The organism is Bradyrhizobium sp. 186 (assembly GCF_023101685.1).
Classification (GTDB): domain Bacteria; phylum Pseudomonadota; class Alphaproteobacteria; order Rhizobiales; family Xanthobacteraceae; genus Bradyrhizobium.
In genome coordinates, this window is the sequence record NZ_CP082164.1 from 7,706,813 (window position 1) to 7,718,809 (window position 11,997).

Genomic DNA, 11,997 nt, shown 5'->3' on the forward strand with positions numbered 1-11,997 from the left:
ATGGCCATGCCTACGCTTCCCATGAAGCTTGGAGTGCCGCTGGACCAAATGAGCGTGGTTTTCTTTGCGTCCCTCGCTCTCGCGGTTTGGCTCATCTACGTGTTCTGCCAGCGCAAATTCGCCGAACGCAGCGTCACCGGAAGCGGTGATTTCATCTATCAGATGTTGCCGCGTCAACTGGCAACGCGTGAGGAATATTCGCACGGCTTCCTGATCTATTTCGGATCGATGGCTACAATTCTGGTGATGCTGTCGCTGCTGGGGGCAAACAACCTCGAGCAGCTGGGCGTCACGCTCCCGAAGCATCTCAGCTACTTGGGAGTTCCGCTCGCCCTCGCGTTCGTGCTGATGGGGGCGCTGCCGAACGTCCCGGGCCTCATGCGGATCGAGACATATATGCGCCAGTATGCGCATGAGCGCGCCTACATTCCGGATGCCGCACGCGCCACAGCAGAGCGGATCGCCACCGCGGACTTCGATTTCACCTCCTACGCGGGAGAGGCGCTTCGATCGCCAGAAATGCGCGGCATCCTGCTTGAAGACTTCACGCGATCACGCCACACGCTCGAGCATAACTGGGCGCGGCTTTGCTGCCTCGTCTTCGCCCTGAAATCCTATCGAATGGAAGGCTTCACCGGCGCCCTCGATGCGAGCCTCTTGCAGGATTACCGGAGCGATCTGGATCTCATCGAGAGCCAAAAAAAATCCATGGAAGCCCAGGTGGCGGACTATCGGAGCGCGCGGGAAAGCGATCCATATTACACGAACGAAGAGCTTCGCCGCTGCGTCGTGGATAATTTGCGCAAGCTCTACATCCTGCTCGGATGTGCGGTACGGCTGAAGACGCAGCCCAACGACGATATCGACCTGGCACTACGCCCGTTTGGCGTCATGCTCAAACGCACGCTGCGCCCCCCGGGCACAGGCGACTTACAGCTCGTCAGTCTGACGGCTATCGCAATGAGCGTCATCTTGCTGGGCCTCGCCGCTGACGGGCTTGGCCAGCTCGGCCTGTGGACGACGTCGCCCGTCTTTCCACAAACAGTGATGCAGCCTTTCTGGGATGCCGCAGCGACGTTCGTGCCGTACGCAACTGCGATCATCGTGGCCGATCTCGTGCGCAGACGCGCGATCGACAAGGGACGATGGTTTGTCACCTCGGGCCAGCGCCAACACGCAAGCGGAGCCAACTATGTCCGGGTGGCTGTGATTTGCGGCATCGCAGGTTATCTTGCTCTCATTGTCTGGGGACTTACCCAGGGCCCCCCAACGCAAGACAGCTTCAGAATTGAGGTTCCCAGTGCCCTGCTCGCCATGGTTACGGGAGGGTTCTACGTCTTTCACCTTGACAATGCGGAGGCCGGTCAGCGCCCGTCTCGTGCGTGGGAGCTTGGCTCCGAGACTGTCCTCACGGGGCTCTGCGGGCTCATCGCCGCCTGCGCCACATGGCAGATCATTCTGGGCACCGCAGGTGCGGCAATGGACAGAATTATCCTCACCACCCTGATCAATGCCGCAGTGGGGTTCGCACTTGCCTGGTACATCCCGCAAGCCGCGGCCGCACTCCGCGACGATCCGCTGGTCGAGGAAAGCAAAGAACGCGTGCGCGCGCTGCAAACGGCGGCCCAGGCTCGGTTGGGTGGCGCGGCGCCAGTCTGGCTCGATCAGCAGCATCCTGCGCTTGACGGCACTTCGCCCCGCCTCGCTGCCGCCGCGGGCGTAGACGGGTTCGAGCGCGCAATCAGCTTGCTGCAACGTCCACAGTCTCTGACCGCCTGAGCCTGTCGCCTTCGCCAAGCCGGATCGGGATTGCCCGTCCGAGCTTGTCGGAGGCTTCCGGCATGGTTTGGCGAGGCCGAGAGCCCGATCAGCCATGCCGCGCGGACAGTCCCGCTGCCCGATCCAAATCGGCCGTGGACCCGCCCTGAAATTCGTTGCAAAAAGGCGCTCCCGAGGCGCCGGCGGCCGGTCCGCCAAGCCTTTAGGAAAACGTCGACTTTTGGAAGAATGGTCGGAGTGGCAGGATTCGAACCTGCGACCCCTGCGTCCCGAACGCAGTGCTCTACCGGGCTGAGCCACACTCCGACAAGAGGCCGGCTTATAGCGTCGGGCTTGGCGCACCGCAAGCGGCCGATTTGAGGAATTTCGTCCCAGTGAAAACGGGTCTTGAAACGCTGATTTTGCCGGCCGGCCAGGCCGCCGCCGAAACCGCCGCCCGGCGGCTGGCCGCGGGCGGGCTGGTCGCGTTCCCAACCGAGACGGTCTACGGGCTCGGGGCGGACGCCGCCAATGCCACCGCGATCGCCCATCTCTATGCCGCCAAGGGGCGGCCGGCCTTCAATCCGCTGATCGCACATGTCGCGGACCTCGCCGCGGCCCGCCGGATCGGCCGGTTCGACGTGTGCGCCTTGCGGCTCGCGGAGGCGTTCTGGCCGGGGCCGCTGACGCTGGTGGTGCCCAAGACCGAAGGCTGCCCGGTGGCCGATCTCGCCACCGCGGGCCTCGATACCGTCGCGATCCGCATCCCCGCCCACCCGGTGGCGCAGGCGATCCTGCGCGCCTTCGGCGGGGCGGTGGTCGCGCCGTCTGCCAACATCTCGGGCCATGTCTCGCCGACGCTGGCCGCCCATGTCGAGAGCGACCTTGCGGGACGCATTGACCTGATCGTCGACGGCGGGCCGGTCGAAGTGGGCGTCGAATCGACCATTGTCGGCTGCTTCGAGGCGCCGATGCTGCTGCGTCCCGGCGGGCTGTCGCGCGACCGGATCGAGGCCGTGCTCAGCGCACCGCTGGCGCGCCCGCCCGCGGAGGCCGAGAGCGACGACAGCCAGCCGCTGGCGCCCGGCATGCTGGCCTCGCACTACGCGCCACGGGCCGGCGTGCGGCTTAATGCGCGCGACGTCGCTCCGGGCGAAGCGCTGCTGGCGTTCGGCCCTGAGCGGTTACCCGGCCTTGACGCCGCGTCGAACGTCATGAATTTGTCGCCCACCGGTGATCTCGATGAAGCCGCCGCCAATCTGTTCGGCTATCTTCGCGCCCTCGATGCGAAGGGGCCGCGGACAATCACGGTGATGGCGATCCCCGAAGAAGGTTTAGGCGAAGCGATCAACGACCGGCTGCGCCGGGCCGCCGTTGCGCGGTAAAGCAAGAGTCGAGAGGACATGAACGTCAATAAGCCAACCACCCCTCCGCTTGCGCCCGAGCTGATCGAACAATTCCGCAAGATCGTCGGCGACCGGCACGCGATCACCGATGCGGCCGACATCGAGGCCTACGTCACCGAAGAGCGCAATCTGTTCCACGGCCGCTCGCCGCTGGTGCTGCGCCCGGGCTCGACCACGGAAGTCTCTGAAATCTGCAAGCTCGCCTCCGCGCACAGAATCGCGCTGGTGCCGCAGGGCGGCAACACCGGACTTGTCGGCGGCCAGACGCCGCACAATGGCGAAGTCGTGGTGTCGCTGCGCCGGCTCGATGAGATCCGCGAGGTCGACACCGCCTCCAACACCATGACCTGCGAGGCCGGCGTGGTGCTGCAAATCGCGCAACAGAAGGCGGCCGATGTCGACCGGCTGTTTCCGCTGTCGCTGGGCGCGGAAGGAAGCTGCACCATCGGCGGCAATCTCTCGACTAATGCCGGCGGCACGGCGGCGCTCGCCTATGGCGTGGCGCGCGAGATGGCGCTGGGGCTCGAGGTGGTACTGGCCGACGGGCGCGTGCTCAACGTGCTGTCGAAGCTGAAGAAGGACAATACCGGCTACAATCTGCACAACCTCTTCATCGGCGCGGAAGGCACGCTCGGCATCATCACGGCGGCGACGCTCAAGCTGTTTCCGAAGCCGCGAGCGATCGAGACCGCCTTCGTCGGGCTGAAGTCGCCTACGGCGGCGCTGAAACTGCTCACGATGGCGCAGGGCGAGGCCGCCAATGCGCTGACGAGCTTTGAGCTGCTGTCGGAAACGGCGGTCGACTTCTCGATCCGTCACGGCATCGACGTGCGCGATCCGCTCGAACAGAAGCATCCCTGGTACGTGCTGATGGAATTGTCCTCACCTAGCGATGATGCACGTGCGCCGCTGGAATCGATCCTCGGCCGCGCCATGGAGGAGGACATCGTCGACGACGCCGTGATCGCGGCCAATCTCACCCAGCGCGCGGGCTTCTGGAAGCTGCGCGACGAGATGTCTTCGGCGCAGAAGCCCGAGGGCGGCTCGATCAAGCACGACATCTCCGTGCCCGTCGCCGCCGTGCCTGCCTTCATCACGGAGGCCAATGCCGCCGTGGTGAAGCTGATCCCCGGTGCACGACCGGTGCCGTTCGGCCATCTCGGCGACGGCAATCTGCACTACAATGTCAGCCAGCCCGTCGGCGCCAACACCGCGGATTACCTCGCGCGCTGGCACGAGATGAACGCGGTGGTGTTCGAGATCGTGCTGCGCATGGGCGGCTCGATCTCGGCTGAGCACGGCATCGGCGTGCTCAAGCGTGACGAACTGCCAGACGTGAAGGACAAGACCGCGATCGAGCTGATGCGATCGATCAAGGCGATGCTCGATCCGCTTGGAATCATGAATCCGGGAAAGGTGCTGTGAACGAAGCTGTCTCCCCGCTCGCGGTCGCAGTGATCACGGATGCCGACGTCGAGCCTGTCGTTGCGCTGTGGCAGCGCTGCGGCCTGACGCGCCCCTGGAACGATCCGCACGCCGACATCGCGCTGGCGCGGCGGCGCGACAATTCGACGATCCTGATCGGCCGCGACGGCGGCGCGATCGTCGCGACCGTCATGGTCGGCCATGACGGCCATCGCGGCTGGGTCTATTACGTCGCGGTCGATCCCGACTGCCGCAAGCGCGGTTTTGGCCGCGTCATCATGGCGTCCGTCGAAGACTGGCTGCGTCGGGCCGGCATTTTGAAACTGCAGCTCCTGGTCCGCCGCGAGAATGCGCAGGCCAATGCGTTCTACCAGTCGCTCGGCTTCGGGGAATCCACCTCGGTGATGTTCCAGAAGTGGCTCGACGGCCGGGATCCTACGCCTTAGCCCTTATCTGGAAGATAGCCATGACCATTTCCGACCGCGTCCGCATCAAGGACGTCCGCGTGCTCTCGGACAACTGGACCGTCCTGAAAGAGACGACGTTCGAATACCGGCGGGCCGATGGCGAGTGGCAGACGCAGCACCGCGAAACCTATGAGCGCGACAACGCCGCAGCCGTGCTGCCCTACAATCGCGCACGGCGCACGGTGATCCTGGTGCGCCAGTTCCGTCTGCCGGCCTATATCCGCGGCTACGACGATCTCTTGATCGAAGCCGCCGCTGGCGTGCTGGACGATGCCGCACCGGAGGTGCGCATCCGCGCCGAGGCCGAGGAGGAGACCGGTTATCGCCTGCACCACGTCCACAAGGTGTTTGAGGCGTTCATGAGCCCCGGCGCCGTGACCGAGAAGCTGCACTTCTTCGTCGCCGAGTACGAGCCGGAGATGCGCATCAGCGACGGCGGGGGCCTTGCCCATGAGGGCGAGGACATCGAGGTGCTGGAGCTCGGGATCGACGAGGCGCTGGCGATGATCATGGATGGGCGCATCATCGATGCCAAGACGATCATGCTGCTGCAATATGCGGCGCTGCATGTGTTTCGGTAGCCCCCACCCGGTCCGCAATTCTGGCCTGCGCGGCCATGGGGCCTGTTGAGCTGCCCGCCGACTATCTCTAGTCTGGCTGCAATAAGAACCAAGGAGACGCGCCCCATGTCCGCTCTGCGCGACGACGAATTCGGCTTTGCGCCCGACTACGACGCCCCCATCCCCTATATGCAGCGCACGCGCGACTATTACTCGGCGATCGGCTACACCACGGCGTATCGGTGGGCGCACTACCTCGAAGCGCCGTTCCAGCCGCTGAAGAAGAAGCTTTCGCAGTCCCGCGTGACCATCATCACCACGGCCGCGCCGTACGATCCGACCAAGGGCGACCAGGGACCGGGTGCGGCGTATAATGGCAGCGCGAAGTTCTACCAGGTCTATGACGGCGACACGTCGAGCCAGCACGACCTTCGCATCTCGCATATCGGCTACGACCGCAAGCACACCAGCGCCACCGACAACGGCACCTGGTTTCCGTTGCCGCAGCTTCTGAAGGCAGGCGCCGCGGGGCGCATCGGCGAGGTTGCTCCGCGCTTCTTCGGCGCGCCCACCAACCGCAGCCATCGCGTCACCCTCGACACCGATGCACCGGAGATTCTGGCACGCTGCCTCGCCGACAAGGTCGATGTCGCCGTGCTGGTACCGAACTGCCCGGTCTGCCATCAGACCACGGCGCTGGTGGCGCGGCATCTGGAGGCAGGCGGCATTCCGACCGTGGTGATGGGCTGCGCCAAGGACATCATCGAGCACGCCGCCGTGCCGCGCTTTTTGTTCAGCGACTTCCCGCTCGGCAATTCCGCCGGCAAGCCGCATGACGTCGCCTCCCAGGCGCAGACGCTCGAGCTGGCGCTGAAACTGCTGGAGACGGCGAGCGGCCCGCAAACGACCATGCAGTCGCCGCTGCGCTGGAGCGAGGACGCGTCCTGGAAGCTCGACTACAACAACGTCGCGCAGCTCTCGCCTGAAGAGCTGGCGCGCCGCCGCGCCGAATTCGACAAGCAGAAGGAGATCGCGCGCGGCAATCGCGCTGCCTGACGTCCTCCAAGAACAAAAATTGACGGGGAGAGAGACGTGACGCGACCGTTCGAGGGCGTAAAGATTTTGGACTTTACGCAAGTGCTGGCCGGCCCCTATGCGAGCTACCAGCTCGCGCTGCTCGGGGCCGAAATCATCAAGGTCGAGCGGCGCGAGGGCGAGGACATGCGCCGCACGCCGCTGTCGCGCGAATGGGCCGAGCGCGGACTCGCCCCGGCGTTCCAGGCCATCAACGGCAACAAGCGCAGCCTGACGCTCGATCTGCAAAAGCCCGATGCCGTCGCCATCGTGAAGAAGCTCGCAAGCCAGGTCGACGTCGTCATGGAGAATTTTCGCCCGGGCGTGATGGACAAGCTCGGCATCGGCTATGAGGCGCTGTCCGCGATCAACCCGAAGCTGATCTATTGCGCGGTGTCCGGCTTCGGCCAGACCGGCCCGGACCGCCTGCGCCCCGGCTATGACGGCAAGATGCAGGCGCTGTCAGGCATCATGGCGATCACCGGCCATCCCGAGACCGGGCCGACGCGCGCGGGCTTTGCGGTGTGCGACGTGCTGTCGGGCGCGACCGCCGCGTTCGGCGTATCGAGCGCGCTGTATCAACGCGACCGCACCGACGAGGGCCAATTCGTCGATGTCTCCATGCTGGAGGCAACACTGGCGTTTCTCTCAGGGCAAATCGCGGACTGGTCGGTCGCCGGCCATCGCCAGCAGCTTTCGGGCAACCAGGCCGTGAGCCGCAGGACCACGGCCAACCTGTTCAAATGCGGGGACGGCCACATCCTGCTCGCCGTCAACAACGAGAAGCAGTACCGCGCGCTGATGTCTGCGCTCGGCCGCGAGGATACGCTGTCAGATCCCCGCTTCGCCGACTGGTTTTCTCGCAACGAGAACGAGCCGGCACTGCGCGCCATTCTCGAAGAGGCACTCGCGGCAAAGCCGGCGCGCGAATGGGAGAGAATTCTGGAAGACGCCGGCGCGCCCTGTTCCAGCATCTGGACAATCGAGGAGGTGATCGATCATCCGCAGATCGCGGCGCGTGGCGCGATCCAGGCGCTGGACACCCCCTACGGCCGCCTGCGCTTCGCCGGCAGCGGGTTCAAGCTCGCGCATGGCGGCGGCAGGCTGGATCGGATGGCGCCGGAGCTGGGCGCGGACACCGATGCAGTGCTGGGTGAGTTGGGGTTCGATGCGGCGGAGATCGCGGAGTTGCGAGACCGGAAGATTGTTTGAGAGGCCGCAAATTCCGGACGTGTAATCACACCTAAAACAACGACCCCTGCCCGTCATCCGCCGATCCAGCCGCCGCCTTCCGCACCATCTTCTTCTTCGGCACCTCCGCCTCCATTTCCTCCGCGCTGATCGGCAGCAACAGCTGCTCATCGTCATTGACGACGCGGTTGACGCGGGTGGAGACCGGGTGCCAGGCGAACTCGCCGATGCGCGGGGCGGCCATCAGCGGCAGCACGGCATCGACCTCGTTGCCGCGGGAATCGAGCCAGCGCTCGAAATCGCGCGGGCTGATGGTGACGGGCACGCGGTCATGCAGCGCAGCGAGATCCTCGCCCGCCGCCGCCGTGACGATTGCGACCGTGTCGAGCTCCTCGCCGTTCGGTCCGACCCAGGTCTCGAACAATGCGGCGAAACCAAGCGGCTCGCCGTCGGCGCAATGGATGAAGAAGGGCTGCTTGCGGCCGTCGACCGCCTTCCATTCGTAATAGCCGTCGGCCGGGATCAGGCCGCGACGGCGGCGAATCGCCTTCTTGAATGCGGGCTTCTCCAGCACCGTCTCCGAGCGGGCGTTGATCAGCAATGTAAACCCGCGGGGATCCTTGACCCAGGTCGGCAGCAGGCCCCAGCGCATCAGGCGAAAATGCCGCGCGCCGTTCTCGACCAGCACGACCGGAATCGGTTGCGTCGGCGCCACATTGTACCGCGGCGGGAAGTTCGGCTGCTCGATATAGCCGAACAGTTGCCGCAAAGCCGCGGGGGCCGAAGTTATGACGAAGCGTCCGCACATCCTTGGGGCCTATATAGGGTCCGTTCAGGTCCTTTTAACCCCGAACGTTAACACTGCGGCAGATGAGCTCAACGGTCTCCCAAGCCGCGCGAACGCATGCACTGACGGGGCCCGAGGCCGCGGCCTGGGCCGAGCGGCTGCGCGTGGCCAACATCAACCCGCGGACCGGGCTTGCCACCGACTATCTGAACCATTTCAATGAAGCCGTGATGCTGCTCGAAATGGTCCCGGACATGCCGGAATGCGCGGAAGACTTTTTGACCTGGTCGCCGCTGTCCTATGCCGAGCATTTCACCGCCTCGAATTTCAAGGCGCGCGATCTCGCGATCGAGGCTTATGAGAAGGCAGCCCCGTCGGTGCGCGCTCAGTTCGACCACATCACCGACACCATGACCTCGATCCTGACCGCGGTCGGCTCGGCCATGCGCGAGGTTGAGAAGGACACGACCCGCGTCCGCCTCGCCGAACAGGCCACCCTCTGGGTCAAGCCGCTCATCGCGGCCTGCGGCGGCATCATCAATGGCGGGGCGGAAGCCGACGTCGACACCATCATGGCGAACTGAGCCCGAGTAGGTGAAGAAATTGGCCTCGGTCGTCCAGCCCACCCACCCTCAGCTCGCGGTCAGCGCCGCAATTTTCCGCGACCGCAAGGTGCTGCTGGTCCGCCGCGCCCGCTCGCCCGCAAAGGGGTTCTATTCGCTGCCGGGCGGACGGGTCGAGTTCGGCGAATCGCTCCACCAGGCCCTGGCGCGGGAAGTCGAGGAGGAAACCGGGCTCGATATCGAGATCATCGGCCTCGCCGGCTGGCGCGAGGTGCTGCCGGCCACGGGCGGAGCCGGCCACTACCTGATCATGTCCTTTGCCGCCCGCTGGGTGGCCCGGGAGCCGGTCCTCAACGATGAGCTCGACGATTACCGGTGGGTCGCCCCGGACGCGCTGGCGAGCCTCGGTGGCCTCAAGCTGACCGGAGGCCTGGAGGAGGTCATTGAATCGGCAGCTCGGCTGATCGAAGCCTAGCTGGCACCGCGAGCTCCGCTGCACCTCTCCCGCTTGCGGGAGAGGTCGCGCCGAAGGCGCGGGTGAGGGCTTTTCCCTCTTGGGGGCTATCGCCCGCGGAGACACCCCCTCCCCAGCCCTCCCCCGCAAGCGGGAGAGGGAGCGCACCGCCCGCGCGGCTTGCCTTGCTTCTCCAGCCCTGAGGAGGCATACACCGGCCGATGTCCACGCGATTTCTGGCCATTTTTGCCCTGATTCTCGCCTGCGCCTCCGTGCCCGCCCGGGCCCAGGACGTGGCGGCGCCGTTTGACGGCGATCTTCAGCGGCTGGCCGAGATCCTCGGCGGGCTGCATTATTTGCGCGGCATCTGCGGGGCCAATGAAGGCAACAAATGGCGCAGCGAGATGCAGGCGCTGATCGACGCCGAAACCCCCGCCGGCGAGCGCCGCACCCGCATGATCGCCGGCTTCAACCGCGGCTATAACGGCTTTCAGCAGACCTACCGGAGCTGCACGCCGGCGGCGACCGTCGCGATCCGTCGCTACATCGAGGAAGGCTCCAAGATCTCACGCGACCTCACAGCGCGCTACGCGAACTGATTCCTCCGTCATTCCGGGGCGCGACGAAGTCGCGAGCCCGGAATCCATCTGGCCGCAGAAACCGTCGTGCGATGGATTCCGGGTCCGCGCCTGATGGCGCGTCCCGGAATGACGAGAGAGGGGTCGGCGCGTCTCCTCGCCAATCAGGATGGAACGTTCGAACGCCCGGCTGGAACTCCGTCATCGTCTTTGTCCACCGCCATTAACCGTTCCTAAAGATGTGGCCTAGGCGGCGTTAATACGCGTGCTACACCTCTCGCACAGCGCATCGCCGTGGATTGCGCCCCAGCCCTGTCGAGTTTCATGAGCCATCCAGTATCCTTTGCCCCCGCACGTGCGCCGCTGCCCGACCACGAGCAGAAACAGGCCGCGCTGAGCTATCTCAACGAGGCCTGGGCCGAGGCGCGCCATGACGGCGTCGACGGCGATTGCCTGGCACAGGCAAGCCTGTTCGCGGCGCTCGCCGAACTCGTCGGCACTTACGGCGAGGACGCAGTGGCGAAGTTCGTCGAGGGTTTTCCCGGCCGCATCCGTAACGGCGAATTCTCGGTCGGCGTCTCCAGGCAGTAGCCGCCCCGGAAAATGACCCTGCCACGCGGGCGGGGCCAGTCAACGGATGAATGACTCGGCGACCAGGTCGCAAAGTCTGCCGCCTTTATCGCACGGAAGGCGTTGGCCGTAGACGAGCATTAGCCTAGCGGTGACCGGGCGATGTTCCCGACGCGATCAGGAATGCACGCCTGTTACTTGAGCATGAAATCCGCTGCACACTTTGCGCTAACGCGGCCCTTCGGGGCCGGATTATACCCTAGTCGGTCTCGATCGGCAGAGCCGTCTCCCTGGCCCATTCGCCCATCGAGGCGTCGTAGAGCGTGAGCTTGTCGAATCCGAGCTGCGTCAACAGGAACAAATCGATCGTCGCCGAGATGCCGCCGCCGCAATAGCAGATCACGTTCTTGTCGCGCGTGATGCCCTGGGCGGCGAATTTCGCTTCCGCATCGGCAAGCGATGTCAGCGTCTTGTCGGCGCCATCGACGAGCGTTGCGGCGGGAACGTTGACGCTGCCGGGAATGCGGCCGGGCCGTCCGTAGCGGCTCGGCTCGAGGCCGCGATGAAACTGCGGCCCGAGCGCGTTGACGATCACGGTCGCGGGATCGCCGATCCGCGCCATGACCGTGTTCTTGTCGACGAAGAAACCCGCACGCTGCGCGGCGTTGAAGGTCGTGGCCGGATATCCCTTCGGTGCGCCCGTTTCGACCGGCCGTCCCTCGGACTTCCATTTGTCGAAACCGCCGTCGAGCACCTGCGCATCGAGGCCGAGCGAGCGTAGCATCCACCAGAACCGCGTCGCCCACATCATCGTGCCGATGCTGTAGAGCACGATGGTCCTCGACGCATCGAGGCCGTAGCGGCCGAAGGCGGCTTCGAGCTGGGCGACACCAGGCATCATGAAGAGCTGTCGCGCGGAGGTGTCGGAGAACTCGCCTTGCAGGTCGAGCACCGGCTCGGTATACGTCGTGCAATCGTAGAGGCGCAAAAGCGGATCGCCGAGCATGGCGGCGAGCTGTTCGGTGGAGACAAGAGATGTCCGCGTGGTCATCGTTGCTTCCCCACGTTCAGGTTGTCGTCCCCCCATGACACTGTCATTGCCCGCGAAGGCGGGCAATCCAGTATTCCAGAGGCGGCAAAATTTGAATCGAGATGCCGCGGCGT

The 11,997-nt window shown here is 65.1% G+C and carries 13 protein-coding genes and 1 tRNA gene; 11 read left to right on the top strand and 3 right to left on the bottom strand.

Features of this window, described 5'->3' with window-relative positions:
- The first annotated feature begins 6 nt into the window (after positions 1 to 6).
- Positions 7 to 1,779, top strand: a complete 1,773-nt coding sequence (locus IVB18_RS37205; protein ID WP_247985232.1) for a hypothetical protein — start codon at positions 7 to 9, stop codon at positions 1,777 to 1,779.
- A 229-nt stretch (positions 1,780 to 2,008) separates the two neighbouring features.
- Here IVB18_RS37205 and IVB18_RS37210 read toward each other — a convergent pair.
- Positions 2,009 to 2,085, bottom strand: a tRNA-Pro gene (locus tag IVB18_RS37210).
- A 68-nt stretch (positions 2,086 to 2,153) separates the two neighbouring features.
- Here IVB18_RS37210 and IVB18_RS37215 point away from each other — a divergent pair.
- From IVB18_RS37215 to IVB18_RS37240, 6 genes are all read left to right on the top strand, one after another.
- A complete protein-coding gene (locus IVB18_RS37215) occupies positions 2,154 to 3,143 on the top strand; it encodes an L-threonylcarbamoyladenylate synthase (protein WP_247985233.1) in 990 nt (329 codons plus the stop codon).
- 18 nt (positions 3,144 to 3,161) lie between these two features.
- Positions 3,162 to 4,589: an FAD-binding oxidoreductase gene (locus IVB18_RS37220; RefSeq protein WP_247985234.1), complete on the top strand. Its 1,428-nt coding sequence runs from the start codon at positions 3,162 to 3,164 to the stop codon at positions 4,587 to 4,589.
- A complete protein-coding gene (locus IVB18_RS37225) occupies positions 4,586 to 5,035 on the top strand; it encodes a GNAT family acetyltransferase (protein WP_247985235.1) in 450 nt (149 codons plus the stop codon). Before IVB18_RS37220 ends, IVB18_RS37225 begins: the two co-directional genes overlap by 4 nt.
- 20 nt (positions 5,036 to 5,055) lie before the next feature.
- The gene (locus IVB18_RS37230; RefSeq protein WP_247985236.1) at positions 5,056 to 5,637 is read left to right on the top strand and encodes a GDP-mannose pyrophosphatase; all 582 of its coding nucleotides are present in this window, start codon (positions 5,056 to 5,058) and stop codon (positions 5,635 to 5,637) included.
- Positions 5,638 to 5,742: 105 nt separating this feature from the next.
- Positions 5,743 to 6,672 carry a glycine reductase gene (locus IVB18_RS37235; protein WP_247985237.1) on the top strand — a complete coding sequence of 310 codons (930 nt, stop codon included), beginning with the start codon at positions 5,743 to 5,745 and terminating at the stop codon, positions 6,670 to 6,672.
- A gap of 36 nt (positions 6,673 to 6,708) precedes the next feature.
- Positions 6,709 to 7,902 (top strand): CoA transferase, encoded by a 1,194-nt coding sequence (locus IVB18_RS37240; protein ID WP_247985238.1) that lies wholly within the window; start codon positions 6,709 to 6,711, stop codon positions 7,900 to 7,902.
- Positions 7,903 to 7,933: 31 nt separating this feature from the next.
- On the opposite strand, the gene IVB18_RS37245 is transcribed toward IVB18_RS37240, so the two are convergent.
- Positions 7,934 to 8,689, bottom strand: coding sequence for an SOS response-associated peptidase (locus tag IVB18_RS37245; RefSeq protein ID WP_247985239.1), 756 nt, complete (start codon positions 8,687 to 8,689; stop codon positions 7,934 to 7,936).
- A gap of 62 nt (positions 8,690 to 8,751) precedes the next feature.
- Between IVB18_RS37245 and IVB18_RS37250 the strand changes: the two genes are divergently transcribed.
- The 4 genes from IVB18_RS37250 (at position 8,752) to IVB18_RS37265 (ending at position 10,854) form a co-directional block, all read left to right on the top strand.
- Positions 8,752 to 9,252, top strand: a complete 501-nt coding sequence (locus IVB18_RS37250; protein WP_247985240.1) for a hypothetical protein — start codon at positions 8,752 to 8,754, stop codon at positions 9,250 to 9,252.
- Between the two features lie 19 nt (positions 9,253 to 9,271).
- The gene (locus tag IVB18_RS37255) at positions 9,272 to 9,706 is read left to right on the top strand and encodes an NUDIX hydrolase (RefSeq protein ID WP_247985241.1); all 435 of its coding nucleotides are present in this window, start codon (positions 9,272 to 9,274) and stop codon (positions 9,704 to 9,706) included.
- A 200-nt stretch (positions 9,707 to 9,906) separates the two neighbouring features.
- Positions 9,907 to 10,284, top strand: a complete 378-nt coding sequence (locus tag IVB18_RS37260; protein WP_247985242.1) for a TIGR02301 family protein — start codon at positions 9,907 to 9,909, stop codon at positions 10,282 to 10,284.
- Between the two features lie 303 nt (positions 10,285 to 10,587).
- Positions 10,588 to 10,854 carry a hypothetical protein gene (locus tag IVB18_RS37265; protein WP_247985243.1) on the top strand — a complete coding sequence of 89 codons (267 nt, stop codon included), beginning with the start codon at positions 10,588 to 10,590 and terminating at the stop codon, positions 10,852 to 10,854.
- A gap of 238 nt (positions 10,855 to 11,092) precedes the next feature.
- On the opposite strand, the gene IVB18_RS37270 is transcribed toward IVB18_RS37265, so the two are convergent.
- Positions 11,093 to 11,884 (bottom strand): sulfurtransferase, encoded by a 792-nt coding sequence (locus IVB18_RS37270; RefSeq protein WP_247985244.1) that lies wholly within the window; start codon positions 11,882 to 11,884, stop codon positions 11,093 to 11,095.
- Between the last annotated feature and the right edge of the window lie 113 nt (positions 11,885 to 11,997).